The following is a 25,515-nucleotide window of genomic DNA, read 5'->3' on the forward strand; positions in this document are numbered from 1 at the left end:
CCGCTCGCGCCGAAGCGCGAGCGGGGCCGTATCGCTGGTTCTGCTTACCGTCAGACCGATGTGTTCTGCTGGTCGGACGGCTTGCGGTGGCGGCCGTGGGGGGTCGCCTCGTCGTCCCGGCCGGAGACCGGGCCACGGTGCTTGCCGTGGCCTTCGTCCTGGACCGTCGCCTCGTGGGCGTCGGTGGCCGGCGGTTCCATGGTGCTGGTTTCGCTCATGTGGAAGTGTTCACCCCGTCAACAAGATCCTTCTTTGCAGCCGGGGGATTCTAACCGGTCGCTCACGCGGGAACGGGGGCGGGTGACCTGTTCTCGCCCCCGGACCCCCCTTCGGCCCAGAAGGCCTCGTCCTCGGGCGCCGGACGGACGGAAAGGGGCCGCCTCCTCACGGGGGACTGCCCGCCCAGCGGTGCCTGTTGGAGGGGGACCGGGCGCGCCGCGGGCCGTTCCGGCGGAGGGGGTGCCTCCGCCGACACCGCGACGGCGGGCGCCGTCACCTTCGTCACCCCGCACGGCACCGACCCCGTCGCGTACGGCAGTTGGAGAACCCCCTCCCTGGTCCACAGGCCCGCGCCCGCCAACCAGCCTTCGGGGGCAGCGAGATGGTGGACCTGGCGTTCGACCGGCCGCCACACCCCCACCCAGCTGCCCGCCGGCCCGTCGATGCGCAGGGCCACCGCGCAGCGCTCCGGCGTCAGTACCTGCCCCGGCTGGATCGCGAACGGCGTCACCGCGCAGTCGGTGGCCCGCAGACAGTCGGGGAAGCGGATCGGCAGGGTGCTGCCGAGGACGCCCCAGCCGAGGCGGTCGTGGCCCGGGGACGGCGCGTCAGAGCGGATCAGCAGCAGTCCGCTGTCGGCGTCCGCGAGCAGCAGCCGGTCGTCGCTGTCCTCGGCGATCTGCAGCAGTGGCGTTACTTCACCGCCGCGCCCCAGGTCGACGACCACCGTCTTGGTGCGGCCGTCCAGGCGGCGGTCCAGGGCCAGCAGGCGCCCCGTGCCGTCCAGCCAGGCCCCGCCCGAACAGCGGCCCGGCACCTCGGCCAGGTGCTCGGGCCCGAACGCGCCGCCCGCCACCAGCCACACCGCCGTGGAGTCACGGCCCGCGGCGAGGGCGAACGCGTGCTCCCCGTCCGGCGCGGGCGGCAGCAACCACAGCCGGGTGTCCTCGTCGTGGCACTCCACCGCGCCGAGGAGCAGCTCCCCGGTGCCGGGCTCGGTCGGGTACAGCAGCGAGAACGTGTGCCGCCCGTCCGCGATGCGGTGGATCAGCACCCGCCCGTCGGACAACGGCAGCACCTCGGTGCCGGGCTCCTCCGGCTGGTGGGACGGCAGCGGTACGGCGTAGGGCTCGGGGCCGTCCAGCGTCCAGCGCTCCGGGAACCAGCACTCGCCGTCGAGGGCGAGGCGGGCCGCGTAGGTTCCGTCGGTGGCGATCACGCAGGTGGGGCGGGCGATCACATCCATGGGGCAGGCGGTCGCATCCGCGGGGTGGGCGGTCGTATCCGTGGGGCGAGTGGCCCGCTCGTCCCCGGGTTCCGCCGCAGGCTCGGTGGCACAGGCCGTCATCGTTCGGTCACCTCCGGCGACGAAGCTAGTTTTCGCACGCACAGACGTGGGACCGGCGGGCGGGCGCTTCACACATAAGGGTGGCCGTGCCGCGATTCGCCTGAGGGAACGCTGACGCGTGTGCTGAACGGTGCGAGGAGAAGGAGGTGGGGCCCCGATCACCGAGGGCCGCCCGCCGCCAGGACCCCTGGTCGCGCACCCCGGGACCGGCCCGCGACCGGTGGGGCACCGGCCCGAGCCAGGTAGCCTTTCCCCGTGCCCCGTCTGTCTGAAGTCATCGCCGCGCTCGACACCCTCTGGCCCCCCGAGAGGGCCGAGGGATGGGACGCGGTCGGCACCGTGTGCGGCGAGCCGGACCAGGAGATCACCCGCGTCCTGTTCGCCGTCGACCCCGTTCGGGAAATCGTCGACGAAGCGGTGAAGCTGGGCGCGAACCTGCTGGTCACCCACCATCCGCTCTATCTGCGCGGGACGACGACGGTCGCGGCCGACACCTTCAAGGGCCGGGTCGTGCACACCCTCATCAAGAACGACATCGCGCTGCACGTCGCCCACACCAACGCCGACCGAGCCGACCCGGGAGTCAGCGACGCCCTCGCCGGGGCACTCGACCTGCGGGTCGTACGGCCGCTCGTGCCGGACCCCACCGACCCCGAGGGCCGCCGCGGCCTCGGCCGCGTCTGTGAGCTGGACCACCCGCTGACCGTCCGTGAACTCGCCGCACGCGCCGCCGGGCGACTGCCCGCCACCGCGCAGGGCATCCGCGTCGCCGGCGACCCCGACGCGGTCGTACGGACCGTCGCGGTCAGCGGCGGCTCCGGCGACAGCCTCTTCGACGACGTGCGCGCCGCAGGCGTCGACGCCTTCCTCACCGCGGACCTGCGCCACCACCCGGCGTCAGAGGCCCGCGCCCACAGTCCTCTCGCGCTGCTCGACGCGGCGCACTGGGCCACCGAGTGGCCCTGGTGCGAGCTGGCCGCCGCCCAGCTCGACGAGATCTCCGACCGCAAGGGATGGGGCCTGCGGGTCCACGTCTCCAAGACGGTCACCGACCCCTGGACCGCCCACGCGGCGTCCACCGAAACACCTAACGCAATGGGAGCCCCCAACTGAACGCCGCGCCCGCCGACCAGATCCGACTTCTCGACGTCCAGGCCCTCGACGTACGCCTGCAGCAGCTCGCGCACAAGCGGAGGTCCCTTCCCGAGCACGCCGAGATCGAGTCGCTGAACAAGGACCTCACGCAGCTGCGCGACCTGCTCGTCGCCGCGCAGACCGAGGAGAGCGACTGCGCCCGCGAGCAGACCAAGGCCGAGCAGGACGTGGACCAGGTGCGCCAGCGCGCCACCCGCGACCAGCAGCGACTGGACTCCGGTGCCGTCACCTCCCCCAAGGACCTGGAGAACCTCCAGCGCGAGATCACCTCGCTCGCCAAGCGGCAGGGCGACCTGGAGGACGTCGTCCTCGAGGTCATGGAGCGTCGCGAGTCCGCGCAGGAGCGGGTCGCCGAGCTGACCGAGCGGACCTCCTCCGTGCAGTCGAAGATCGACGACGCGACCGGCCGCCGGGACGCCGCCTTCGAGTCCTTCGACGGCGAGGCCGCCTCGGCGACGAAGGAGCGCGAGGTCGTCGCGGCCACCGTCCCCGCCGACCTGCTGAAGCTCTACGACAAGCTGCGCCAGCAGCAGGGCGGCGTCGGCGCCGCGCGGCTCTACCAGCGCCGTTGCGAGGGCTGCCGCCTGGAGCTCAACATCACCGAGGTCAACGACGTGAAGGCGGCCTCCCCGGACACCGTGCTGCGCTGTGAGAACTGCGGCCGCATCCTGGTGCGTACGTCCGAGTCCGGGCTGTAAGGGGCGCGGGGCGTGCGGGAGTTCATCGTCGAGGCCGACGGCGGTTCCCGGGGCAACCCGGGACCCGCGGGGTACGGCGCCGTGGTCATCGACGCGGCCACCGGGGAGACACTGGCGGAGCGTGCCGAGTACATCGGCATCGCCACCAACAACGTCGCCGAGTACCGGGGCCTGCTGGCGGGCCTGCGCGCCGCCCACGAACTGGACCCGGCCGCCCGCGTCCGGGTCCGGATGGACTCCAAGCTCGTCGTCGAGCAGCTGTCCGGCCGCTGGAAGATCAAGCACCCGGACATGAAGCCCCTGGCCGCGGAGGCGGCCCGCGTCTTCCCGCCCGACCGGATCACCTACGAGTGGATGCCGCGCGAACAGAACAAGCACGCGGACCGACTGGCCAACGAGGCGATGGACGCCGGGCGGCGCGGCGAACAGTGGTCCCCCTCGGCATCGACGGCGGAACTGCTGACGCCGGGTTCTGCAACGCCCCTTCAGGGGCGCGGGGCTGTGACATCTGCGGCTCCGCCGCGTGGGCGCGACCAGCCCCCACCGACCCGCAGCCAGACGACTCCTGGCGGCGAAGCCGCGAAGTCCGAGGACGACGCGCGGGCCGCGCGCAACGTGGCCACCCCGGCACCGTCGACCGGCTGGGGCGCGACCCCCGACATGGGCGCCCCCACCACCTTCGTACTCCTGCGCCACGGCGAGACCCCCCTCACCCCCCAGAAGCGTTTCTCCGGCAGCGGCGGCACCGACCCGTCGCTCTCGGACGTGGGCCGGGAACAGGCCGAGCGCGTCGCCGCCGCGCTGGCCGCACGCGGCACCGTCCAGGCGATCGTGGCGTCGCCACTCACCCGTACCCGCCAGACCGCCGCCGCCGTCGCCGCCCGCCTGGGACTGGACGTCGCCATCGAGGACGGCCTGCGCGAGACGGACTTCGGCGCCTGGGAAGGCCTCACCTTCGCCGAGGTGCAGGAGCGGTACCCCGAGGACCTGAAGACCTGGCTCGCCTCCACGAAGGCCGAACCGACCGGCGGCGGCGAGAGCTTCGCGGCGACCGCCCGCCGTATCGCGACCACCCGCGACAAGCTCATCGCCTCCTACGCGGGCCGCACCGTCCTCCTCGTCAGCCATGTCACCCCGATCAAGAGCCTCGTACGGCTCGCGATCGGTGCCCCGCCGGAGTCCCTGTACCGGATGGAGCTGTCCGCGGCCTCCCTGTCGGCGGTGGCGTACTACGCGGACGGCAACGCCAGCCTGCGCCTCTTCAACGACACCTCTCACCTGCGCTGAGCGGCCTGGACCCGGAGATCACCCGCGCCGAGCGGCCCGGGCCCGCAGGATCTCGGCGGTCTCCCGGTCCGCCGGGAGGAACGCCTCCAGGTGCAGCTCGGCGAGCGTCACGTCGACCGCGGTCGCGAACGACGTCAGCGTGGTGAGCAGTCTCAACTCGCCCTCCGCGCACCGCAGTCGAAGCGGCACGGCGAAGCCGAGATAGTCGGCGCCGGGCTCACTCGCCGGTACGTGGTCCGCCAACTCCTCGGCCAGGGAAGCGAGTCGGGGATCGGGACTGCGCACGGCACGAGCCCGCAGGTTCTCCACGATGTGCTGCCCCCACGCGTCCAGGTTCACCACCCGCGAGCCCATCCCGCGCGGATGCAGCGCGAGCCGCAGCACATTGACGGGCGGCGCGAGCAGCGCGGGGTCCGCGCCCTCGGTGAGCACGTCGAACGCCTCGTTCGCCGCGACGAGTTCACCCCGCGGCCCCGCCACCACCGCCGGATACGGCAGATGCCCTTCGAGGATGCTGTCCAACGCCTCCCGTACGGGCTTCAGCGCGACCGCGTCGAGCGGTGACTCCGCGAACGCGGGCGCGTAACCGGCCGCCAGCAGCAGCGAGTTGCGCTCCCGCAGCGTCAGGCCGAGCGACTCGGCGAGCCGGATCACGATCTCCCTGCCGGGCACCGACCGCCCGCGCTCGATGAAACTGACGTAGCGCTGAGTCGTCCCCGCCCGCGAGGCGAGCTCCAGCTGACTGACCCGGCGCGCGGTGCGCCAGCGCAGCAGCTCCCGGGCGAAGGGCGGGGGTTCGGTCACCGAGGCGGCCGTGCTGATGGTCATGGCTCAGTTGTACGTCACGGGTACGACAGTCCGGCCATACCTCACGGGGAATTGAGCGGCGTACCCCGTCCGAGCAGCATGGACGCATCCACGGAGCACACCCCAGGGAGCCGACATGCGCGCCTACCACCTCGAAACGCCCGGCACCGTCGACGGCATCGCCCCGCGCGAGACGGACCGCCCCGAGCCCGGCCCCCGCGACATCCTCGTCCGGGTCCGCGCCGTCTCCCTCAACAAGCGCGATCTGCTGATCCTGAACGGTACCTATCCGCTGAAGGCCGTGCCGGACGTGATCCCGCTGAGTGACGGAGCGGGCGAAGTCGTCGCGGTGGGCGCGGAGGTGACCCGGTTCGCGGTCGGGGACCGGGTGGCGAGCACGTACTTCCCGAAGTGGATCGACGGCCGGATCACGCCCGCGCTGATCGACCAGCCCGGCGCCACCCTGCCCGGGATGCTCACCGAGTACGCGCGCCTCGACGAGAACGCGGCGGTGCGGGTGCCCGAGCACCTCGGCTGGGAGGAGGCCGCCTGCCTGCCCTGCGCGGGCGTCACGGCCTGGCACGCGCTGACGGGCGGTCAGGCGGTGGTCCCCGGCGAGACGGTGCTGACACTGGGTACGGGCGCGCTCTCGCTGTTCGCCGTGCAGTTCGCGAAGATGCTGGGCGGCGAGGTCGTCGCCACGACATCGAGCCCGGAGAAGGCCGAGCGACTCAAGGCCCTGGGCGCCGACCACATCGTGCGGTACACCGACCACCCCGCGTGGGGACAGGCGGTCCGCGACCTCACGGGCGGGCGCGGCGTGGACCTCGTCGTCGAGACCGTGGGCCCGGAGACGATCGAGCAGTCGGTCCGCGCCTCGGCGCTCTACGGCAGGATCGTCCTGGTCAGCGCCAACAGCCCGCGCAAGGCCTCCCTGGAGATCACGACGGACGCGCTCGCGTCGAGTCTGGTGACGATGCGGCGGCTCTTCGTCGGCAACCGGACTCACTTCGAGTCCATGAACCGCGCCCTCACCCTGCACGGCACCCGCCCGGTCATCGACCGGGCCTTCGGCTTCGACGAGGTCCACGAGGCGTTCCGCCACTACGAGTCCGGCGTGGCCTTCGGCAAGGTCGTCATCCGCGTGGCCTGAGCGCGGCCGCCTCGCGCGCGAGGCTCTCCACACGCCCCCAGTCCTTCGCGGCGATCGCGTCCTCGGGAAGCATCCATGTCCCGCCCACGCAGCCGACGTTGGGGAGGGCGAGGTAGTCCGGCGCGTAGGTGGGGCCGATACCGCCCGTCGGGCAGAACCTGGCCTGCGGCAGCGGTCCGGCGAGCGACCTGAGGTACGCCGTGCCGCCCGCCGCCTGCGCCGGGAAGAACTTCATCTCCCGCACCCCGCGCTCCAGCAGCGCCACCACCTCCGAGGTCGTGGACACCCCCGGCAGGAACGGCACCCCGGACGCCTTCATGGCATCGAGCAGCACGTCGGTCCAGCCGGGACTGACCAGGAAGCGGGCGCCCGCGGCCACGCACTCCGTCACCTGCGCCGGCGTGATGACGGTGCCCGCGCCGACCACCGCGCCCGGCACCCCGTCCGCGATCGCCCGGATGGCGTCGAGCGCGCACGGCGTCCGCAGGGTCACCTCTATCGCGGGCAGCCCACCCGCGACGAGTGCCGTGGCCAGGGGTACGGCGTCCGCGACCTCGTTCACCACGACGACGGGAACCACGGGGGCGAGATCCAGCACGGAGGCGGCGGGAACCGAGGGCAGCGGTGAGCTCATGGGCTCATCGTGCCCGCGCTCTGCAACATGCGCAAAGAGCGTTGCATATGCTGCAACAGCTCCCGCTCCGGTGCACCTGGGCCGCTCCAAGCAGGCCGTGCGAGGTCCACTGCGGTTCGGCAGCGCCCTGAAGGGGCGCGGGGAACTGCGCGACGAGCCACAACGGCGCCGCAGCAAAACGACGGCACATCACGGCACTTCCAGCGGAGCGCTTAGTGCACCTCGTTCACCAGCACATCCAGCGCCCAGGCCGTCCCCGCCCGCGCCGGCGCCTGCACCTCCACCTCGTACCCCAGGTCCCGCAAGGTCTCCACCAGCTCCGCCGGACCGGCGGGCGCGGCGCCAGCCGCCAGCAGACTCCGTACGATCCGCCCCTTCGTCGCCTTGTTGAAGTGGCTGACCACCTTCCGGGTGGGCGCGTGCAGCACCCGGACCGTCGCCGTCCGCCCGGCCACCTCGCCCTTCGGCTTCCACGCACCCGTGTACGCCGAGGACCGCAGGTCGAGCACCAGCCCGTCGCCGGCCGCCTCGGGGAGCGCGGCGGCCATCGGCGTACGCCAGTGCGCGCCCAGCGCTCCGAGCCCCGGCAGCCGCACCCCCATCGAGCAGCGGTACGACGGGATCCGGTCCGTCACCCGGACCGCGCCCCACAGCCCGGAGAAGACCAGCAGCGAGCGGCCCGCGCGCCGCTTGGCCGCCGTGTCCAGCGAGGCCAGGTCCAGGGCGTCGTACAGCACCCCCGTGTAGATCTCCCCGGCCGGGCGCGCGCCCGCGCTGCGCAGCTGCGTGTTCTTGGCGATCTCGCCGCGCAGGCCCTCGCTCAGTCCGAGCACCTCGCGGGCCTTCTCCTCGTCGCCGGCGCACAGCTCGGCCAGCTCGTCGAGGACCGCCCGACGCGCCTCGGTGAGCCCGGGCAGGGACAGCGACTCCAGCTTCAGCGCGGTTCCCCGGCCGGAGGGTGCCTTGCCCTCGGAAGGCGGCAGCAGCACGAGCACGGTGGTGTTCTCCTAACGGTGGGTATGGCCCGGCGCCAGCCTAAGGGGTGCGGTCGGGGTGCCCGCCGCGTGCGCGCGACCTACGCTCGACCCATGCCGTGCCGCCATATCCGCGCCACCTGCGTACCGGGGGCTCCTCTGCAGGCCGCCCTGTCCGCCCTGCGGACCGGTCTCGGTGTGCCCGCGAGCTTCCCGCCCGGCGTGCTGGAGGAGGCCGCCCGGCCACCCCGCCTGCCTCCCCACGACGCGACGGACATCCCCTTCCTCACCATCGACCCGCCGACGTCCACCGACCTCGACCAGGCGATGCACCTGTCCCGCCGCGAGAACGGCCGCGGCTACCGCGTCCGGTACGCGATCGCCGACGTCGCCGCCTTCGTCGCCCCGGGCGGCGCCCTGGACGCCGAGGCGCACCGCCGCGTGACGACCCTCTACTTCCCGGACGAGAAGGTCCCCCTCCATCCGACCCGGCTCTCCGAAGGCACCGCGAGCCTCCTGCCCGACCAGACCCGCCCGGCCGCGCTCTGGACGATCGACCTGGACGCGGACGGCCGCACGGAGAGCGCCGACGTACGCCGGGCCCTCGTCCGCAGCCGCGCCAAGCTCGACTACGCGCACGTACAGAAGTGGATCGACGAGGGTACGGCGGAGGAGCCGCTCGCCCTCCTCGAGGAGATCGGGACGCTGCGCGAGCGTCTCGAGGTGGAGCGCGGCGGGATCTCCCTCAACGTCCCCGAGCAGGAGATCATCGAGAAGGACGGGACGTACGAACTCGTCTACCGCGCCCCGCTCCCCGCCGACGCCTGGAACGCGCAGATTTCCCTGCTCACCGGGATGGCGGCGGCAGACCTGATGCTCGCGCACGGCACCGGCGTCCTGCGCACGCTGCCCGCCGCCCCCGACGGCGCGGTCGGCCGCCTTCGCCGCACGGCCAGGGCCCTGCACATCGACTGGCCGCACCACGTCTCGTACGCGCGGCTCGTCCGCTCCCTCGACCCCCACCTGCCGCGCCACGCGGCCTTCCTCCAGGAGTGCACGACGCTGCTGCGCGGCGCGGGCTACACGGTGTTCCGGGGCGGCGCCCTCCCGGACGTCACCTCGCACGCCGCCGTGGCCGCGCCCTACGCCCACTGCACGGCCCCCCTGCGCCGTCTCGTCGACCGCTACGCCTCGGAACTCTGTCTGGCCGCCGCCGCGGACGAACCACCCCCCGAGTGGGTCCTCGCCTCCCTCGACACCCTCCCCAAGGAGATGGCCGAGGGCTCCCGACGCGCGGGCACCGTGGAGCGCGAGTGCGTCGACATCGTCGAGGCCGCGCTCCTCAAGGACCGGGTCGGGGACATCTTCGACGGATGTGTCGTGGATGTGATGGAGCGTCAACCCTCGGTCGGAACCGTCCAGTTGGAGTCACCCGCGGTCGTCGCCCGCATCGAGGGCGGCACCGGGAAGCTGCCGCTGGGGGAGCGGTTGCGGGTCCGCCTCACCCAGGCCGACCTGGGGACGGCGAAGGTGCGGTTCGCGCCCGCGTGAGGGCCCGCGCGAGTTCGTCGGGGTGGTCCGCGTGCAGCCGTACGAGACGGATGTGACGTTCCCGGCCCAGGAAGGTGAAGTGCGGCACGGGGACGGCCAGTTCGAGGGTCACGTCGGTCTGGGCGCCCACGGCGAGGTTCAGTTCGCCCTCGGCGCGCTCGTGCGTGGTGCGCAGCTCGCGGCGCACCGCCGCGATGTCCGCCAGGGGTATCCGCAGATCCACGTGCGCGCCGTTGCGGACGCGCAGGTGCGTGGAGTCGAGGATGTGCGGGCGCGTCACGCTTGCCGCGTGTATGCCGACGACGAACAGCACGGTGTAGACGTCGAGGACGAGGACGACCGCGTGGACGACCGGCCACCCGTGCAGCAGCACCGCCATCCCGGCCGTCTCGACGACGCACACGAAGGCGAACCCCCACATCATGGCGCCCTGGCCCCGCGCGTGACCGAAGGGGCGGCCGTCGCCCGTGCCGTGCGTCCGCCGGGTCGCCCACAGCAACAGGCTGGCGAGCAGGCGCAGTTCATGCCGTACGAGGGCGCGCGCGATCCTCATCGCCCACGCTCCGTGAACATCCGCATCGCCCGCCGGATCGCCTCCGCCTGGGCCGGGGCGACGTCGGCGTAGAGGGCGCGCAGAAAGCTGTCGTCGAGGCCGGGCGCGAGGTCGGTCTCCGGGAGCAGGGAATCGGGCAGGCAGTCGGCGAGTGCCCGGGCCGCCTCGTCCACGCGCGGGTCGTCGGCGTCGGCGTCGTCGAGGTCGGCGTCGTCGAGGTCGGCGTCGGCGAGCGCGTCGAGGAGCGCGTACACCTCGTGCGCCCGTGCCACGGCGGCGGGCGTCTCGAAGGCGCTGCCCAGCGCCGCCATCAGCCGCTGCCGGCTCTCGGGCGAGGCCACGGTGTCGATCAGAGCGAGCACCTCGCGGTCCCTGGCGGCCATGGGGGACTCGGGACCGTGCGCCATCCCCGTGAGCAGCGCGGCCAGTTCGGGAGAGACGGGGCCCTCGGCGGGCAGGTCCCCCTCCCGGTCCAGCAGGGCGCGCAGCCGGTCCCGTCGCTCCCGGATCGCCGCCTCCTGCCGGGCGAGATCGGCGTCGAGCTCCTCGAGCACCTCGGTGAGATCGCGCCCCGCGTCGTCCGCGAGCACGTCCCGCACCTCGGTGAGCCCCAGTCCCAGCTCGGTCAGCCGCCGGATCCGGGCGAGCACGACGGCGTGCCGCAGCGTGTAGTCCCGGTAGCCGTTGGGGCGCCGCTCGGGCTCCGGCAACAGCCCGAGATGGTGGTAATGCCGTACCGTCCGCGTGGTGACACCGACGGTGACGGCGAGTTCTCCGATCCTCATGCCCTCAGTAGAAACGTTGACGTTGCGGCAAGGTCAAGCGAGGAGGTCCTCGGCGGCATGAAAACGCGGGCCGCCGGCGTTGCACCCCTGACGGGACGACCGGGGAGGCGGCCATGGGGGCACGACGTGAAGAGGCCCGCTGGACCCGGGCCACTCTCGGCCATGACGGTCCGCCCCTCGACCTGCTGACCGCACACTTCGACCAGCACCGCTACGCACCGCACGCCCACGACGAGTTCACCATCGGAGTCTGCGTCGGCGGCTCCGAGGTCATCGACTACCGGGGCGGCCGCATCCGCACCGGCCCCGGCTCGATCGTCGTCCTGGCCCCGGGCGAGATGCACACCGGCGGTCCCGCCGCTTGCGACGGCTACGCCTACCGGGCGCTGTACGCCGAGCCTTCCCTGCTCACCGAGGGAATCCTGGGCAGCCCCCCGCACTTCCGCGACCCCGTCCTCGACGACCCCGAACTGGCCGCCGCCCTGCGCATCGCCCACACGGACCTGAGCGCCTGCCCCGACCCCCTGGAGGCCGAGTCCCGCCTCCCCTGGCTGCTGGCCGCCCTCGCCCGTCGCCACTCCACGGCCCGCCCGGCGTGCGACACGGTCCCGGGAGCGGCCCACATAGCCCACGCCGTACGCGACCGCCTCGCCGACGAACTCCAGGCACCCCCGTCACTCGCCTCCCTCGCCGTCGACCTGGGCCTGTCCCGCTACCAGCTTCTGCGCGCCTTCCGTACGACGATGGGGATACCGCCGTACGCCTGGCTGGCCCAGTACCGGGTGAACCGGGCCCGCGCCCTGCTGGAGAGCGGGCTGCGCCCCGCCGAGGTCGCCCCGCTCGTCGGCTTCGCGGACCAGGCGCACCTGACGCGCTGGTTCCGCAGGGTGCTCGGGGTGACACCGGCGGCGTACCGGACAAGCGTGTCGCCGACGGCGTAGCGCAACAGCGTTCAAGACACCTGACCCCGCGGCAGCCGAAACTCCCCCCATGACTGCACGCGGCTGGTTCCTGTTCTCCCTGATGGGAGTGGTCTGGGGCATCCCCTACCTGATGATCAAAGTGGCGGTGGACGGCGTGTCCCCGTCGACGGTGGTGTTCACGCGCTGCGCGGTGGGCGCGGCGTTGCTGCTCCCCTTCGCGATCCGCCAAGGGAGCCTTGCTCGGACGGTACGGACGTACTGGCGCCCGATGCTGGCCTTCGCGTGCATCGAGATAATGATCCCCTGGTGGACCCTCACGGACGCCGAGCGCCACCTGTCCAGCTCCACGGCGGGCCTGCTGATCGCGGGCGTACCGATCGTTGGCGTGGCCGCGGCCCGCCTCTTCGGCGACACGGAACGCCTGGGCGCCCGCCGCGTGGCGGGCCTGACCCTCGGCCTGTCCGGCGTCGCGGTCCTCACCGTCCCGCACCTGACCGGTGGCGACGCCCGCTCGCTCGCCGAGGTACTGCTGACGGTGATCGGCTACGCGACCGCCCCCGTCATAGTCGCCCGCCACCTCAAGAACGTCCCCTCGCTCCACCTCACGGCCGCCTGCCTGACCCTGGCGGCCCTGGTCTACGCCCCCGCGGCAGCCGCCACCCGCCCCTCCGGGCTCCCCTCCCCGCAGATCCTGGCCGCCCTCGCCGGCCTCGGCGTCATCTGCACCGCGGTCGCCTTCGTGGCCTTCCTCGAACTGATCAAGGAGGCGGGCCCGACACGGGCGACGGTGATCACGTACGTCAACCCGGCCGTCGCCGTCGCCGCGGGCGCCCTCTTCCTCGACGAACGCCTGACCCCCGGCACCGTCGCGGCCTTCGCCCTCATCCTGGCCGGCTCCGTGCTCGCGACGGCCGGACCGAGGCGCGCCCCACGCCCGGTACCATGGTCCACACGGCAGACGAGCCGGGCGGACGGCCGCGTGGAGGTCCTTGTGGACCTTCCCGAGGAACGTCCGGGCTCCACAGGGCAAGGTGGTGGCTAACGGCCACCCGGGGTGACCCGCGGGACAGTGCCACAGAAAACAGACCGCCGGGGACCGTATTCGTATGGGCCTCGGTAAGGGTGAAACGGTGGTGTAAGAGACCACCAGCGCCTGAGGTGACTCAGGCGGCTAGGTAAACCCCACCTGGAGCAAGGTCAAAAGGAAGCACCTCGGTGTTTCTGCGCGGACGATCGAGGGCTGCCCGCCCGAGTCCGCGGGTAGACCGCACGAGGCCGGTGGCAACACCGGCCCTAGATGGATGGCCGTCTCCCCGGCCGCCGCGAGGCGCCCGGGCGACAGAACCCGGCGTACAGCCCGACTCGTCTGCCGCCACCTGCGGCTTTACCTCGGAAAGGGCCTCCGACCTGCATCGGAGGCCCTTTCCGGTCTTTCACGAGCTTGCCGCGTTAGGCGGCCGAAAGTCCCTCGGAAGTCCCTCAGGCAGAGCTGAAAGTCCCTGAGAAGTCCCAGGAGCGGAGAGCCGGGGACGCCTCTGAGCTGGTACGTCTGCGAAGGGTGCCGGGGATGCGATCAGTTCAGAGCCACTTGATCGATGGTGCGCCAGCGATAGGCGCGGTCTTCGCGACGCAGTTCGACCAGTTCCAGGTGATCGACCGGGACGCCGACGCTGTCCATGTCGCGGAGCGGGCGGATCGCTTCCCGGACAACGCAGGCATCCGTGGGGCGGTTGCAGTACGCGATGCCGATGTGCGGCCGCAGCACCGCGGTCGGCTTCCGCAAAGGCAGCTGGCATTGCGCGGTGGTGGCGGACAGCTTGGAGTGGAGGTCGAGCACGGGAGTCCACGGGGCGATGCTGTAGCGGACGGCGCCGCGGGATGCGGTCATCGGTATGGCCTGGAGCCGGAACCTGCCTGTAGGTATCGCGGCTGTGATGGCGAGCAGTGTGTCCAACTGCTCCAGCGAGACGTCGTCGGTGGTGCCGATCCGGCCGAGGGTCAGGTGCAGACCGTCCGCGTCGATGGAGTCGAAGTTCAGGTTTCGGATCTTGTCTTGGCAGTGTCGAGCGTGCTCGGCGAGCGCCGAGTCGGCGGGGAAGCTGAGCATCCAGTAGTAGGCCCGCGTCGATGGAGTCCACCCAGCCCGGTCCCAGTGGTTACTCATCTCCTGCACCCGGTCGAAGGCCGCCCAGTCGTGTGCCGCGATGACCTCGGGGTCATCGACGCTCGGCGGCGGGGCGGTGGGAAACGCGCTGGGATCCTCAGTCAGCAGCACTCGGTGCCCTTCTCGTACGGCTATCGCTCAAGCGTGCCACCTTGGCAAAATTGGTCACCGCTCGGGTTAACGGGGTGGTGTGCCAAGTGCGTAGCGCCTCGGCGTAATCCCTGACGACAGGTAGCTGGTGCCACGATGCCGCACGGGCGTGGAGTTCACCGGCTCGCTGGATGACCGATCGGATCGGCGGGCCACCCCCGGCTTCGAGAACCTGCCTGCCGAGCACCATGGCCTGCTCCACATCCGGCTGAGGCCCTGCGAGCAGAGCAGTGGCCACGTCCAGGCGGACCAAGGCCCGGCTCCAGTCGGAGTCGGACTGCTCTATGAGTTCGTCGACCTGCTCCGCGTACTCGATGACTTCCCGTGTGTTGCCGAGGGCGACATGGGCGGTAGCGGCGTTCGCCAGTGTGCGGGCGATGCTGTACGGGGCGAAAGAGATGCACGGTGTCAGCCCGCCCGGGAGCCGGTGGTTACTGCTGAGGTCCTCGGCCTCTGTGATGGCCCTCGTACTGGCTGCGTGAGGCGATGGTAGATGTCGTACCCCTGACGCCCCTGCCGTTCACTACCACCTGCTTCGTGAGGAGTGGGCCTCAGGTCGAGCACATCCCATGCCGGAATTCCCTGCCGATCTTATGACGAGGCCATGACGGGAAGTGAGGCCAGTCCGCGCACCAGGCGGGTGCGCCGCCAGTCCAGTTGATCAGGCGATGCGGCAAGCCGGATCCCGGGAAAGCGGGACAGGATCGCGCGCAGGGCGATGTCGGCTTCGGCCTTGGCGAGGGGAGCGCCGACGCAGCGATGGATGCCGTGGCCGAAGCTGAGGTGGCTGGCGGCTTCCCGGTCCAGGTTGAGCTGGTCCGGCGAGGGGAATCGCTCCGGGTCTCGGTTGGCGGCTCCAAGAGCGACCATTACCGAGACACCGGCGGGGATCTCTGTGCCGCCGAGCGTGACGGCTTCCGTGGTGAATCGGAAAGTGGCCGTGCTGACGGGCGAGTCGAAGCGAAGCAACTCGTTCAGCGAGGCAGGGATGTCCTCCGGATTGATGCGTAGGCGCTCCAGCTCGGCTGGGTGCTGGAGGAGCGCCAGGGCGGCGTTGCCGAGGAAGTTGGTCGTGGTCTCATGTCCGGCGACGAGCAGCAGCACGGCCAGGGAGACCAGCTCCTCCTCGCCGAAGTGGTCGTTGCCATCGCGCGCTGAAATGAGGCGGTCGAGGAGCGAGTCACCGGGCCGCAGGCGCTTGGTGGCGATGAGGTCGGTCATGTAGTCGGCCACGGCGTGCGAGGCCGCGTCGATGAGGTCGGGCTTCCCGGCTGCGAACAACTCGGCGGACCAGCGCTGGACCTCGGGCCGGTCGCCCTCCGGGACCCCCAGCAGTTCGCAGATCACGATGACCGGTAGCGGCACCGCCAGGCCGGCGACGAGGTCGACTTGTTCGCCGACGTGCCACTCGTCCAGCAGCGCGTCGGTCACCTGGGCGATGAACGGCCGCAGCTCGGCGACAGCGCCCGTCGTGAAGGCATTGGTTACCAGCTTGCGCAGGCGGGTGTGCTGGGGTGGATCGCTGGCCAGCATGTTGTGCGCGACCGCAGGGTGCAGACGGCGCCTCGACCCCTTGTCGGCGAAGAAGGCGGCCGTGTTCTTCGAGAGCCGCGGGTCACTGAGGGCTTGTCGGGCCTCCGCGTATCCGGTGACCAGGTAGCTGCTGTGCCCGCTTGAGCCGGTGGGAACTGCCTGCACGGGGCACGCGGAGCGCATGGCCGCGTAGGTGGGATAAGGGTCGCGCAGGAAGCGAGGGTCTTGGGCCGGGTTGTCCATGCTGTCAGGCTCCAACTGGTTCCGGGTGGCCGTCGTCGGCGACACGCGCTGGGACACGGTGGACGTAGGCATCGGTGACCTGTAGAAGCCACTGCGTGTCCGCGCGGAGGTCCCTCCGCGAAGCGCCGTCCACTGGCGACGGCGCAGCGACTTCGTCGACGAGGTGGCCGCCCTGCAGCGCGGCCAGCGCTGCCTTGACGACAGCGGCCTCGATGATCGCGGCACCCTCATCCGTTCCGGTGTCGACAGTTCGCTGGGCGGCCTCCTGGACGAGCTGGGAGCGGTAGGGCCGAAGGGCAAGGACGCCGTCGCTGATCTCGATGACACGCCGTTGAAGGCGAAAGTCGGAGTCGTTCGCCGCCTCCTCGTCGAGGCCCCCTGATGGCAGAACAATTTCTGGCATTACGGCCGAGAGGTCCTGCCAGAGAGGGCCGAGCGCGTTGAAGGAGCGCACCTCCCAGCGGTGGAGGCGGGTCTGACTGATCGGATAGACCACGGCGGGCAGTGTGAGGCCGAGGCAGATCAGCAGCACGGCGAGCGCGGGAGAGGTCACGCTGAAGACGCAGGGCGAGGTGACCAGCGAGGAGCACTGCGCGTGGTCGGGTATGAGGTGAAGGCCCAAGCCCAGAGAGAAGAGGACCGTGAGCTTGTACGCGGCGTAGACCAGGGCGAACGCGCAGCCCGCCGCTGCCATCCGGAGACCGATCCGAACGCTGCTTCTGCGGGTCGACTTCGACTGCCGCACGGCCTGCCGCAGAAAGTCGACGATGGCGAAGCCCAGGTAGGAGATGAAGAGGAGCAGGTAGAGCGCGTACACCTGCGGGGAACGGTGCGTCATCTGCTCGTACACGAACAACACCGTCATGCCGAAGACCGAGGCGGCGAGGAGGGCGAGGCGCAGGCGGATGCGGCGCCGCGCCTCCGCTCAATGGACCTGCTCCCGATGACGCGTCACGTGGACGGCTCGTGACCCATGAACGGCCACGAAAGGGCTCCTGTCCCGCCCATACACGGGCGACAGGGTGTCACCGAACCGCTGGCGACTCGAAGCTCAACAGAGTGGAGGAGCAGTCCGGAGTCCCACCGATCCCGGAACGATTCAGTGTCCCTGTCGGTCTCGCGCACAGCGGTGGCCGGATCTGAGCCGGAGTAGTCCGGCAGGCGCGCATCCAGGAGTTGCGGCCGAGTACCGGGAGCGATGCATGGATGTCAGCCCGTCCCACGACCAGCACACCAGTCGGAATACATGAACTAGTGGGCCAGAAGAGGGAGTTCGATCGTAGGATGTGCCGCGATCGATCCCCTCCCCGGTTGAAGGACGTACACGACTCATGAGCGACCCTGTGACGACGCCCGAGCCGGCGGAGCAGCAGAAGATCGACACGTCGGTGCCGCACTCCGCCCGTATCTGGAACTACTGGCTGGGCGGCAAGGACAACTACCCCGTCGACGAGGCGGCCGGTGACGCGTACACCGAGGTCTTTCCCGGGATCGTCACCATCGCTCGCTCCAGCCGTGGCTTCCTGCGTCGCAACATCGCGTATCTCGTCTCCGAGGCGGGCATCCGGCAGTTCCTGGACGTCGGCACCGGCCTTCCGACCGCGCAGAACACCCACGAGGTCGCCCAGGGGCTCGCTCCCGAGGCGCGGATCGTCTACGTCGACAACGATCCGATGGTGCTCGCCCACGCCCGCGCCCTGCTGTACTCCACCGAGGAGGGCGCGACCGCCTACATCGACGCCAACGTGACGGACCCGGATCGCATTCTTGAAGTCGCCGCCAAGACGCTGGACTTCGGTCGTCCCACCGCGCTCATCCTCAGCAACATCCTGGGCCATGTCGCCGACTACGATCAGGCCCGTTCCATCGTCACCCGGCTCATGGAAGCCCTGCCCTCGGGTAGTTACCTCTCCATCAATGACGGGTCGCGTGGCATCGACCCGGTCTTCGAGCAGGCCCAGGACGCCTACAACAGCAGCGGCGCCGTTCCGTACAACCTGCGCTCCATTGATGAGATCACCGCGTTCTTCGACGGTCTGGAGCTTGTCGAGCCCGGTGTCGTCTCGGTGACGGAGTGGCGTCCGGAGCCCGGTTCGGGCGTCCCGGAGGTCGTCGCCGAGCACGGTGGACTTGCGCGTAAGCCGTAACGACGTAAGCCGTAACGACAGGAGTGGCGCGGTCAGGCCGACGGTCGAGCGCGCTCACGCGATGTCCAGACCGAGGTAGAACAGCAGGAAGAACAGCGTCAGGCGGCTGCGCACGCGGAAAGCGCTGTGTTCTCACGGGGCAGTCGGTGCTGGAAGGGCCCCTGCGCCGCAATGGGCTGCTCCACCACGCACAACCTTCCGGAAGGCCGCCGGTCTGAACAGACACACACCTACGCGAGCTACCGGGGGGTAGTCATGCGACGGATAGGTACTGCACTGGCCGCGATGATGCTGGCGGGCGGCGGTCTGTTGGCCGGCACGGTTCCGGCGGTGGCCGCGCCGACGGCCGTGGACTGTGCCGTGACGTGGGGGAGCCTGGACAAGACCGGTGACTCCGTTGCCTCCAGGCGACTGGCCGACGTGAGGGCCGGACAGCACGAGTGCTTCGACCGTCTGGTCTTCGACGCCCAGGGCACGGCGGCCGACCCCATCGGCTACACCGTCCGCTACGTCGACGTACTGCATCAGGACCCGAGCGACGTCGTGGTTCCGATCAAGGGCGGAGCCATTCTGGAGATCTCGCTGTTCTCCCCGCGCTACGACCCGGCGACCGGACAGCCCTACCCGCCGCTTCCTTCCGTCAACGTCACCGGGTACCGGACCTTCCGGGAGTTCAAGTTCACAGGTGGGTCCGAGGGCTACACCCAGGCCGGACTGGGCGTCCGCGCCCGGCTGCCGTTCCGGGTCTTCCAGACGGCCAACCATCTCGTGGTGGACGTGGCGCACACCTGGTGATCCCGTACGGCCGGGGGTGCGCCCGCCTCTTGTCGAGCGGTACGTCGAATACGGCGATGCCCGCGCCTACGCCGACCAGGCCGGGCAGGCGGTATCCGCGATCGGGGCTCACCGGAGTGGCTCACCCTCGCCGAACAGGCCCGTGCAGTGCACGCCATCTGCACCGCCTTTCGTCACGCGAAACGTCCGCTGTCAGAGGGCGTCGACCCCGCTCACCTTCCAGCCGTCGGACGTAAGGGCCACCGTCATCCGCACCCGGTTCAGGTCCACACGGGAGCCCGAGACCTGGGTGCTCGTGGTCACCTGGTTGACGAAGAGGAGGACCACGGCCCGGTCGGCCGAGGCCGAGATCACGGAGGCCGCCGGGGAGCCGCCGGTGGGCTGCGCCACCGAGGCCTTCACCACCCCGTGGTACTTCCTGGCCGTCGGCCCGACCACCGTCGTGGTGGTCTTCCGGTACTCGTCGCGGAAGTGCCCGGTGAGCCGGGCGCGGGCCGCGGCGAAGTCGCGGTCCAGGTGCCTGAAGTCGTACGACAGCACGACCGGCGCCGCCTGGCGTGCGGCCGCGAGTGCCTGACCGCGTGCCTGTTCGGCCCGCACGCCCTCCCGGTAGCGCCACCCGAGCACGGTGGCCGCGATCAGGCCCGCCAGGAGAAGGACACACAGGGCGGCGGTGAGCAGCCGCCGCCGACCGTGTCGCGTAGCCGTACCGGGGCGGGGCTCCCCCTCCTTCTGCGGTGGGTCCTCCTCGAAGCACTCCGGTGAGGGCTCGGGCGGGTCGTCCCAGCCGTCCTCATCGGGGGCCTCGATGAGGACGGTGCGGCCGGCGGTCGGTGCCTCGGGCCGTCCCGGGGCCACCTCGTCGGTGGACGCCGGGTCCGGTTCGAGGTGGCCGCGCTCCGCGCGCTTGGCCGCCGCGCGGGCGGCCGCGGTCATGGTGTGCCGGGTGCCGGATCCGGAACCGGAGCCGCGGCTTCGGGTGGTCGTCTTCGCCACGGTCTTACTCCTCATGTCCTCATGGGTCGTATGGCGGGGAGGGAGCGGTCAGCCGACGAACTCGACGTCGGAGGTCAGCCAGCGGCCGTTTCGGTGCACCAGGTCGAGCTGTAGGCGGTAGGTGCGCGACTCACCCTTGGGGGCGGCGGTGTTGGTCACCTTGCTGTCGGCGACCACCAGGACGCGGGCCGAGTCCTCGTCGGAGCGGACGATGCCCGCGTCGAGGATCTGGCCCTCGGACACGGACTCGTTCGCCGCGACGAGCTTGGTCAGCTGCTCGGTCTGCGCGGCGAACTGCTTCTTGAAGTCGCCGGTGGCCCCCTGGAGGACGTTCGCGCTGTCCCTGTCGTAGTGCCGGTAGTCGAGCGAGGTGAAGTTCAGCGCCGACTGGCGGGCCGCGGCCAGGATGTCCTGGCGCCGCTGCGCCCTGTCGTGCTGGTCGTAGAGCCCAAGACTCAGCCAGATCGTCAGCGCCGTCGTGAGGACGGTCGCCACGGCGAGCCCCACCGACCACGCTCTGCTCGACAGGGCCTTGCCCGACACGGCCGCGCTCATGGTCCTGTTCATGGTCCCGCTCATGCCATCGGCCCGACTAGCAGCCATTGCCACGACTCCTTTCCGAACACCGCCTGTTGGCCGCCCGTCGAGCCGATCTCGACCGGTCTGCCGTCCGGGCCGGTCGCGGTACCGGTCTCCGGGTCGTACGGCGTGATGTACGCCGTTCGGTTCGCGCCGCCGGAAGCGGTCGACGCGCCGGGGGCGTTCTGCGCGCCCCGTACCGACGTCTTGCTTCCGCGCGGGGCCGTGCAGCGCGCGTCGGTGTTCGCCTCGCGCGTGCTGGTGTCCGAGGGGTCGCGCCGCGTTGTCCCGTATCCCTGGGTGCACGGCGGCGGGTCGTCGGCGTTCACCACCAGGCCGAAGTGGGTGGTGCCGTCGCCCGGGACGACCGTGTAGCTGCCCGCGACCAGTGCCGGGAAGGTGACCAGGGACTGCTCCACGCCGGGCAGGTTGGCCAGCGTGACCTGGCCGCCGCTGATCAGATTGGCCAGCAGGACCGACAGTCGCGGTGAGATGTTCTTCAGCAGCGAGTTCACCTGCTGCGCGGCCGGTGTCGCGTTGCCGATCAGCTTGCGCAGGTCTCCGTCGCTCGACTTCAGCTGTGCCGTGAGAGCCGCCAGGTCGTGCGCGAACGACTTGATGGACGAGCCCTGGTCGGACTGCGTCTTGAGGACCTTTCGCGAGTCCTCGATCAGCGAGATCGTCTGGGGGAGTGACGCGGAGGCCGACTCCACGAGCGCGTTGCCCGAGTCCACCAGTCGGCTCAGATTCGGGCCGGTGCCCGAGAAGGCCTTGCCCAACTCGTCCACGGTGACCCGTAGATCGTCCTTGCCGACCGAGTTCACCAGCCGGTCCAGGCTCAGGACCAGGTCCGTCGTGGGCAGTGGCACGCGCGTGCTGCCGCGCGGGATGGCGCTGCCGTCGAGGAGGTATGGGCCATGCGAAGTACGTGGCTGTAGATCTACGTATTGCTCGCCCACCGCCGAACGGTTCGCCACCACGGCGAGGGTGTCCGCCGGGATGCGTGGCGTGCCGTCCTTGATGTCGAGAGCGACCGAGACGCCGTCGGCGCCGGTCAGCCGCAGCGCGCCGACGCGACCCACCGGCACTCCGCGGTAGGTGACCTCGGCGCCGGGGAAGATGCCCCCGGAGTCGGCGAAGTCCGCTTGCACGGTGTAGCCGCGGCCCAGGACGTCGTCCACCAGGCCCGTGTACTCGGCGCCGACGTACGACACCCCGACGGCGGTGACGGTGGCGAAGGCCAGCAGCTGGGCCTTGACCGTACGGGTGATCACGGCTGAACCCCCTTCAGCATCAGCTCCGCGAGCGCGAGGTTGATCCCCTCGGGCAGCCCGCGTTGGGTGGTGTAGCTGCTGGTGCACACCGGCGGGCACAGCGGCCCGCCGCCGCCCGACGGGGTCGACGGGCCGGACGGCACCGAGGGGGACGACGGCAGGCTCGGTGTGCTCGGCAGTGCCGTGGGCGTCGGCACGCTCGGCAGATCGGGGAGATCGGGGAGATTGGGGAGATCCGGTAGGTCGGGAGTGTCGGGCTTGTGGGAATCGCCGTTGCCTCGGCCGGAGTTGCCGCCCGTCACGTTCCCGTAGATGCCGGCCAGGTCCAGATCCGCGGTGATGTCGAGGTTGACGTAGTCCCCCTTGACGGCGTCCACCGCGTTGCGCGGGAACGGGTAAGTGGTGAGCAACTCGAGGGAGTTGGGCAGATCGTCGCCCGCCTTGTTCAGCTGCTGCAGGATCGGCCGCAGCTGTTTGAGGTTCGCGACCGTGTCGTCGTGCGAGGCGTTGACCACCTTGGTGCCCGTCTTGCCCAGGTTCGACAGGGCGGTGAGCATCCTCGTCAGATCGCGCCGCTGGTCGGCCAGGACCTTCAGCGCGGGTGGCATCGTGTCGACGGCCTGGGCGATCGTCTTCTTCTCCTTGCCGAGCCGCCCCGCGAGCCGGTCGACGGCCTCGAGGGCGTGGACGATGTCCTTCCGCTGGTCGTCCAGGCCGCCGATGAAGGTGTTCAGCTCCTTGAGCAGCGATCTGACCCGGTTCTCCCGGCCGTCCAGGGCCTTGTTCAGCTCCACGGTGATCGTCTTGAGCTGGGCCACTCCGCCGCCGTTGAGCAGCGCGGAGAGCGCGGACAGCACCTCCTCGATCTCCGGGTTGCGGCCGCTGCGGGACAGCGGGATGCGGTCGCCGTCGCCGAGCCGGCCCATGGGGGCCGTGCCGGTCGGGGCGGAGAGCGCGACGTACTTCTCGCCGAGCATGCTGGTCTGCCGCAGCTCGGCGACCGCGTTGGCGGGCAGCTTCACCGAGTCGGCGACCCGCAGCCGCACGCGCGCGTGCCAGCCGTTCAGTTCCACCTTCTCGACCGCGCCCACGGTGACGTTGTTGACCTTCACCGCCGACTGCGGCACCAGGTCGAGGACGTCGCGGAACTCGACGGTGACGTGGTACGCGTGGCCGTCGGCGGCGGCTCCGCCGGGCAGCTGGACGTCGTACCAGCCGTTGAACTCGCAGCCGGACAGCAGCAGCGAGCCGACCGCGGCCCACGCGACCGCCCCGACCTTGCGCAGTGCGCTCATACGCTCGCCCCCAGAATTCCGCCGAGCGTCCGGTCGACCGTTCCCGTCACCGCGGAGCCCTGAGGCACCTTGGGCAGGGAGTCGAAGAGGTCTTTGAGCTCCTCGCAGTCGGGGTTCTTGCCGCCTTCGTCGCCGGTCGTCTTCAGTACGGAGCACAGCAGCGAGGCCGGATCCTGTGCCTGCTGCGCGTTGTTGCGGGTGTCGAGGGTGCCCGAGGACGGGTTGTAGGCGTTGTTCAGGTTCGACAGACCTGTGGGAGCGACCTCCAACAGCTCCGCCAGTGCCGCCCGTTGGGTGACGAGCACCTTGGTCACCTTGCTGAGGCCCTGCACGTTCGAGGTCAGCGACTTCTTGTTGTTCCTCACGAAGGCGGACACGTCGCCGAGCGCCGTCCCCAGGTTCTTGAGCGCGTCCGCGAGGTCCTTGCGCTCACCCGCGAGCTGTCCGGCGACCTCGGCGAGGCTGGTGTTGAAGGACCGCACGCTCTTGTCGTCGGCGGCCAGCGCAGCCGTGAACACCTGCAGGTTCCGCACCGTGCCGAACAGGTCCGTGCGGCTGTCGGACAGCGTGGTGACGGCTTGCGAGAGGTCCTCGACGGTCTGGTTGAGGTTCTCGCCCTGGCCGTCGAGGTTGTCCGCGCTCACCCCGAGCAGCCGCGACAGCGAGCCGTCCTTGTTGGCGCCTTGGGGGCCGAGCGCGTCGGCCGTCGTGTGCAGACTGTCGAAGACGCGGTCCAGTTCGACCGGTACGGCCGTCCGCGTCTCGGGGATGACGGCGCCGTTCCGCAGTACCGGGCCCTTTCGGTACACCGGCAGCAGTTGTACGTAGCGGTCGCTGACCACCGAGGAGTTGATGACGGCGGCCTTGGCGTCCGCCGGCACCTTGCGGCCTTCGTCGTACTTCAGCTCCACCCGCACCCGGTCGCCCTCCGGCGTGATCTTCTCGACCTCGCCGATCCGGACGCCGAGGACGCGGACGTCCGAGCCGGGGTAGATGCCGACGGTGCGCGGGAAGTACGCGGTGACGTGTACGGACGCGGAGCGCGGCCACAGCACGTAGGTGAGCGCGGCGACGAGGGCGAGTGCGGTGACCACGGCCACGCGCCTCTTCAGGTTCTTCACCGGGTGCCTCCCATACGCGGCACCACTGGAGCGGCGACCAGGTTCTGGACGTAGCTGTCGAACCAGCGGCCGTTGCCGAGGGCGTTGCTGAAGACCCGGACGTAGGGCGCGAGCAGCTTGACGCTCCGGTCGAGGCTGGATTGGTTCCGTTCGAGCATCCGCACCACGGTGTTCAGGCCCTTGAGCGCGGGCCCGATCTCCTTGTCGTTGTCCTCGACCAGGCCGGAGAGCTCGATGCCGAGCGCGGCGGAGGTCTTCAGCAGCTTGTGGATCGCCTCGCGCCGCTTGCTGATCTCCTTGAACAGCTGGTCCCCGTCGTTGACCAGCGCGGTGAAGTCCTCGGAGTGCTCGGCCAGTACGCCCGTGACACCGTTCGCGTGGTCGAGGAGTTCGCCCAGCGCCTTGTCGCGCGAGGCGACCGTACGGGAGATCTTCGACAGGCCCTTGATGGATGCCCGTACCTCGGCGGGCGAGTCCTGGAACGTGGTGGAGATGGTGTCCAGGGCCTTCGCCAACTGGTCGGTGTCGACCTTCTCCGTCGTGGTGGTGAGATCGCTGAACGCCTGCACGACGTCGTACGCCGGAACCGTTCTCTTCAGCGGTATCTCGCTGCCGGGCTTCAGCTGTCCCGGTCCCTTGGGACGCAGCGCGAGGTACTTCGCGCCGAGGATCGTCTTGACCCGGATCGAGGCGCCGGTCTCGGTGCCGAACCCCGGATCGCCCTTGATCTTGAAGGTGACCTTGACGTGGTCACCGTCCAGATCGACGTCCTCGACCTTGCCGACCTTGACGCCGGCGATCCGCACCTCGTCGCCGGGCTTGAGGCCGCCCGCCTCCGAGAAGGCCGCGCTGTACGTCTCGCCGCCACCGATCAGCGGCAGGCTGTCGGCGTTGAACGCGGCCACGGTCAGCAGCGCGAGAATGGTGAGGCCGACGGCTCCGATCACCACGGGGTTTCGCTCACGGAACGGGGCGAGGCGCGGACGGCGGATCCGTGGAAGCCGTATCCGAGGCGGGTCGATGCGGACTTTCACCAGGGGTTTGGGGCGGCGGGGGCGGGGGGCCCGGCGCGGAAGCAGCCGAATCTTCGGGAGCTTGGGCGGGTCGATGCGGACTTTCACCAGGGGTTCG

24 protein-coding genes, 1 other RNA gene and 1 pseudogene are annotated in these 25,515 nt (G+C 70.8%); 10 read left to right on the forward strand and 16 right to left on the reverse strand.

Features of this window, described 5'->3' with window-relative positions; translation table 11 throughout:
- Positions 1-50: 50 nt before the first annotated feature.
- Together ACZ7M3_RS15810 and ACZ7M3_RS15815 are read right to left on the reverse strand one after the other, a co-directional pair.
- Entirely contained in the window at positions 51-218 is a 168-nt protein-coding gene (locus tag ACZ7M3_RS15810; RefSeq protein ID WP_351293315.1) for a hypothetical protein, read from the reverse strand.
- Between the two features lie 62 nt (positions 219-280).
- Positions 281-1,567 (reverse strand): hypothetical protein, encoded by a 1,287-nt coding sequence (locus tag ACZ7M3_RS15815; RefSeq protein ID WP_472063759.1) that lies wholly within the window; start codon positions 1,565-1,567, stop codon positions 281-283.
- A 255-nt stretch (positions 1,568-1,822) separates the two neighbouring features.
- On the opposite strand from ACZ7M3_RS15815, the gene ACZ7M3_RS15820 reads away from it, so the two are divergent.
- The 3 genes from ACZ7M3_RS15820 to ACZ7M3_RS15830 are packed head-to-tail and all read left to right on the forward strand — an operon-like array spanning position 1,823 to position 4,707.
- Positions 1,823-2,680, forward strand: coding sequence for a Nif3-like dinuclear metal center hexameric protein (locus ACZ7M3_RS15820; RefSeq protein WP_472063761.1), 858 nt, complete (start codon positions 1,823-1,825; stop codon positions 2,678-2,680).
- Positions 2,677-3,420, forward strand: a complete 744-nt coding sequence (locus ACZ7M3_RS15825) for a zinc ribbon domain-containing protein (protein WP_355615950.1) — start codon at positions 2,677-2,679, stop codon at positions 3,418-3,420. Before ACZ7M3_RS15820 ends, ACZ7M3_RS15825 begins: the two co-directional genes overlap by 4 nt.
- 12 nt (positions 3,421-3,432) lie before the next feature.
- Positions 3,433-4,707 carry a bifunctional RNase H/acid phosphatase gene (locus tag ACZ7M3_RS15830; protein WP_472063763.1) on the forward strand — a complete coding sequence of 425 codons (1,275 nt, stop codon included), beginning with the start codon at positions 3,433-3,435 and terminating at the stop codon, positions 4,705-4,707.
- An 18-nt stretch (positions 4,708-4,725) separates the two neighbouring features.
- Here the strand turns inward: ACZ7M3_RS15830 and ACZ7M3_RS15835 are convergent, their stop codons facing one another.
- Positions 4,726-5,535: a helix-turn-helix domain-containing protein gene (locus tag ACZ7M3_RS15835; RefSeq protein ID WP_261684403.1), complete on the reverse strand. Its 810-nt coding sequence runs from the start codon at positions 5,533-5,535 to the stop codon at positions 4,726-4,728.
- Between the two features lie 115 nt (positions 5,536-5,650).
- Here ACZ7M3_RS15835 and ACZ7M3_RS15840 point away from each other — a divergent pair, with 115 nt between their 5' ends.
- Positions 5,651-6,667, forward strand: coding sequence for a zinc-dependent alcohol dehydrogenase family protein (locus tag ACZ7M3_RS15840; protein WP_472063765.1), 1,017 nt, complete (start codon positions 5,651-5,653; stop codon positions 6,665-6,667).
- Here the strand turns inward: ACZ7M3_RS15840 and eda are convergent.
- Together eda and yaaA are read right to left on the reverse strand one after the other, a co-directional pair.
- Positions 6,651-7,301, reverse strand: a complete 651-nt coding sequence (eda, locus tag ACZ7M3_RS15845) for a bifunctional 4-hydroxy-2-oxoglutarate aldolase/2-dehydro-3-deoxy-phosphogluconate aldolase (protein ID WP_382117425.1) — start codon at positions 7,299-7,301, stop codon at positions 6,651-6,653. The two genes, ACZ7M3_RS15840 and eda, sit on opposite strands and share 17 nt — an antisense overlap.
- Before the next feature lie 212 nt (positions 7,302-7,513).
- Positions 7,514-8,296: a peroxide stress protein YaaA gene (gene yaaA, locus ACZ7M3_RS15850; protein WP_075026573.1), complete on the reverse strand. Its 783-nt coding sequence runs from the start codon at positions 8,294-8,296 to the stop codon at positions 7,514-7,516.
- A gap of 93 nt (positions 8,297-8,389) precedes the next feature.
- On the opposite strand from yaaA, the gene ACZ7M3_RS15855 reads away from it, so the two are divergent.
- On the forward strand, positions 8,390-9,826 hold the full coding sequence (locus tag ACZ7M3_RS15855) for an RNB domain-containing ribonuclease (protein ID WP_472063767.1): 1,437 nt from the start codon (positions 8,390-8,392) through the stop codon (positions 9,824-9,826).
- Here ACZ7M3_RS15855 and ACZ7M3_RS15860 read toward each other — a convergent pair.
- On the reverse strand, positions 9,777-10,379 hold the full coding sequence (locus tag ACZ7M3_RS15860) for a hypothetical protein (RefSeq protein ID WP_472063769.1): 603 nt from the start codon (positions 10,377-10,379) through the stop codon (positions 9,777-9,779). The genes ACZ7M3_RS15855 and ACZ7M3_RS15860 overlap by 50 nt on opposite strands.
- Positions 10,376-11,164 (reverse strand): MerR family transcriptional regulator, encoded by a 789-nt coding sequence (locus ACZ7M3_RS15865; protein WP_472063771.1) that lies wholly within the window; start codon positions 11,162-11,164, stop codon positions 10,376-10,378. The genes ACZ7M3_RS15860 and ACZ7M3_RS15865 overlap by 4 nt, the downstream gene beginning before the upstream one ends.
- Positions 11,165-11,277: 113 nt before the next feature.
- On the opposite strand from ACZ7M3_RS15865, the gene ACZ7M3_RS15870 reads away from it, so the two are divergent.
- From ACZ7M3_RS15870 to rnpB, 3 genes and pseudogenes are all read left to right on the forward strand, one after another.
- The gene (locus tag ACZ7M3_RS15870) at positions 11,278-12,105 is read left to right on the forward strand and encodes an AraC family transcriptional regulator (protein ID WP_472063773.1); all 828 of its coding nucleotides are present in this window, start codon (positions 11,278-11,280) and stop codon (positions 12,103-12,105) included.
- 112 nt (positions 12,106-12,217) lie between these two features.
- A pseudogene (locus ACZ7M3_RS15875) lies at positions 12,218-12,982 on the forward strand (DMT family transporter); the annotation flags it as partial.
- Positions 12,983-13,046: 64 nt separating this feature from the next.
- An RNA gene (gene rnpB / locus ACZ7M3_RS15880) (RNase P RNA component class A) lies at positions 13,047-13,456 on the forward strand.
- A gap of 204 nt (positions 13,457-13,660) precedes the next feature.
- Here rnpB and ACZ7M3_RS15885 read toward each other — a convergent pair.
- The 3 genes from ACZ7M3_RS15885 to ACZ7M3_RS15895 all read right to left on the reverse strand — a co-directional run bounded on the left by ACZ7M3_RS15885 (position 13,661) and on the right by ACZ7M3_RS15895 (position 17,042).
- Complete coding sequence (locus tag ACZ7M3_RS15885) at positions 13,661-14,362, reverse strand: 2'-5' RNA ligase family protein (protein ID WP_452967308.1); 702 nt, start codon at positions 14,360-14,362, stop codon at positions 13,661-13,663.
- Positions 14,363-14,992: 630 nt separating this feature from the next.
- Complete coding sequence (locus ACZ7M3_RS15890; protein ID WP_472063902.1) at positions 14,993-16,177, reverse strand: cytochrome P450 family protein; 1,185 nt, start codon at positions 16,175-16,177, stop codon at positions 14,993-14,995.
- Positions 16,178-16,181: 4 nt separating this feature from the next.
- Positions 16,182-17,042, reverse strand: a complete 861-nt coding sequence (locus tag ACZ7M3_RS15895; RefSeq protein WP_472063775.1) for an MAB_1171c family putative transporter — start codon at positions 17,040-17,042, stop codon at positions 16,182-16,184.
- Positions 17,043-17,508: 466 nt separating this feature from the next.
- Here ACZ7M3_RS15895 and ACZ7M3_RS15900 point away from each other — a divergent pair, with 466 nt between their 5' ends.
- Complete coding sequence (locus ACZ7M3_RS15900; protein ID WP_472063777.1) at positions 17,509-18,324, forward strand: SAM-dependent methyltransferase; 816 nt, start codon at positions 17,509-17,511, stop codon at positions 18,322-18,324.
- Positions 18,325-18,579: 255 nt separating this feature from the next.
- Positions 18,580-19,119, forward strand: coding sequence for an AMIN-like domain-containing (lipo)protein (locus ACZ7M3_RS15905; RefSeq protein ID WP_472063779.1), 540 nt, complete (start codon positions 18,580-18,582; stop codon positions 19,117-19,119).
- 192 nt (positions 19,120-19,311) lie between these two features.
- On the opposite strand, the gene ACZ7M3_RS15910 is transcribed toward ACZ7M3_RS15905, so the two are convergent.
- The 6 genes from ACZ7M3_RS15910 to ACZ7M3_RS15935 are packed head-to-tail and all read right to left on the reverse strand — an operon-like array spanning position 19,312 to position 25,406.
- The gene (locus tag ACZ7M3_RS15910; RefSeq protein WP_472063781.1) at positions 19,312-20,115 is read right to left on the reverse strand and encodes a hypothetical protein; all 804 of its coding nucleotides are present in this window, start codon (positions 20,113-20,115) and stop codon (positions 19,312-19,314) included.
- 48 nt (positions 20,116-20,163) lie between these two features.
- Positions 20,164-20,682 carry a hypothetical protein gene (locus ACZ7M3_RS15915; RefSeq protein ID WP_472063783.1) on the reverse strand — a complete coding sequence of 173 codons (519 nt, stop codon included), beginning with the start codon at positions 20,680-20,682 and terminating at the stop codon, positions 20,164-20,166.
- Between the two features lie 8 nt (positions 20,683-20,690).
- Complete coding sequence (locus ACZ7M3_RS15920) at positions 20,691-21,968, reverse strand: MCE family protein (protein WP_472063785.1); 1,278 nt, start codon at positions 21,966-21,968, stop codon at positions 20,691-20,693.
- Positions 21,965-23,263, reverse strand: coding sequence for an MCE family protein (locus ACZ7M3_RS15925; protein WP_472063787.1), 1,299 nt, complete (start codon positions 23,261-23,263; stop codon positions 21,965-21,967). The genes ACZ7M3_RS15920 and ACZ7M3_RS15925 overlap by 4 nt, the downstream gene beginning before the upstream one ends.
- Complete coding sequence (locus ACZ7M3_RS15930) at positions 23,260-24,384, reverse strand: MCE family protein (protein ID WP_472063789.1); 1,125 nt, start codon at positions 24,382-24,384, stop codon at positions 23,260-23,262. The genes ACZ7M3_RS15925 and ACZ7M3_RS15930 overlap by 4 nt, the downstream gene beginning before the upstream one ends.
- Positions 24,381-25,406, reverse strand: a complete 1,026-nt coding sequence (locus tag ACZ7M3_RS15935; protein ID WP_472063904.1) for an MCE family protein — start codon at positions 25,404-25,406, stop codon at positions 24,381-24,383. The genes ACZ7M3_RS15930 and ACZ7M3_RS15935 overlap by 4 nt, the downstream gene beginning before the upstream one ends.
- Positions 25,407-25,515 lie beyond the last annotated feature (109 nt).

This window comes from Streptomyces sp. NPDC111656, assembly GCF_055656965.1.

What these genes read in the sequence shown, in the direction of transcription:
- ACZ7M3_RS15810 (WP_351293315.1), bottom strand. Translation starts at nt 218, where the DNA reads ATGAGCGAAACCAGCACCATGGAACCGCCGGCCACCGACGCCCACGAG.
- ACZ7M3_RS15815 (WP_472063759.1), bottom strand. Translation starts at nt 1,567, where the DNA reads ATGACGGCCTGTGCCACCGAGCCTGCGGCGGAACCCGGGGACGAGCGG.
- ACZ7M3_RS15835 (WP_261684403.1), bottom strand. Translation starts at nt 5,535, where the DNA reads ATGACCATCAGCACGGCCGCCTCGGTGACCGAACCCCCGCCCTTCGCC.
- ACZ7M3_RS15840 (WP_472063765.1), top strand. Translation starts at nt 5,651, where the DNA reads ATGCGCGCCTACCACCTCGAAACGCCCGGCACCGTCGACGGCATCGCC.
- eda (WP_382117425.1), bottom strand. Translation starts at nt 7,301, where the DNA reads ATGAGCTCACCGCTGCCCTCGGTTCCCGCCGCCTCCGTGCTGGATCTC.
- ACZ7M3_RS15855 (WP_472063767.1), top strand. Translation starts at nt 8,390, where the DNA reads ATGCCGTGCCGCCATATCCGCGCCACCTGCGTACCGGGGGCTCCTCTG.
- ACZ7M3_RS15860 (WP_472063769.1), bottom strand. Translation starts at nt 10,379, where the DNA reads ATGAGGATCGCGCGCGCCCTCGTACGGCATGAACTGCGCCTGCTCGCC.
- ACZ7M3_RS15865 (WP_472063771.1), bottom strand. Translation starts at nt 11,164, where the DNA reads ATGAGGATCGGAGAACTCGCCGTCACCGTCGGTGTCACCACGCGGACG.
- ACZ7M3_RS15870 (WP_472063773.1), top strand. Translation starts at nt 11,278, where the DNA reads ATGGGGGCACGACGTGAAGAGGCCCGCTGGACCCGGGCCACTCTCGGC.
- ACZ7M3_RS15890 (WP_472063902.1), bottom strand. Translation starts at nt 16,177, where the DNA reads ATGGACAACCCGGCCCAAGACCCTCGCTTCCTGCGCGACCCTTATCCC.
- ACZ7M3_RS15895 (WP_472063775.1), bottom strand. Translation starts at nt 17,042, where the DNA reads ATGACGGTGTTGTTCGTGTACGAGCAGATGACGCACCGTTCCCCGCAG.
- ACZ7M3_RS15900 (WP_472063777.1), top strand. Translation starts at nt 17,509, where the DNA reads ATGAGCGACCCTGTGACGACGCCCGAGCCGGCGGAGCAGCAGAAGATC.
- ACZ7M3_RS15905 (WP_472063779.1), top strand. Translation starts at nt 18,580, where the DNA reads ATGCGACGGATAGGTACTGCACTGGCCGCGATGATGCTGGCGGGCGGC.
- ACZ7M3_RS15915 (WP_472063783.1), bottom strand. Translation starts at nt 20,682, where the DNA reads ATGAACAGGACCATGAGCGCGGCCGTGTCGGGCAAGGCCCTGTCGAGC.
- ACZ7M3_RS15925 (WP_472063787.1), bottom strand. Translation starts at nt 23,263, where the DNA reads ATGAGCGCACTGCGCAAGGTCGGGGCGGTCGCGTGGGCCGCGGTCGGC.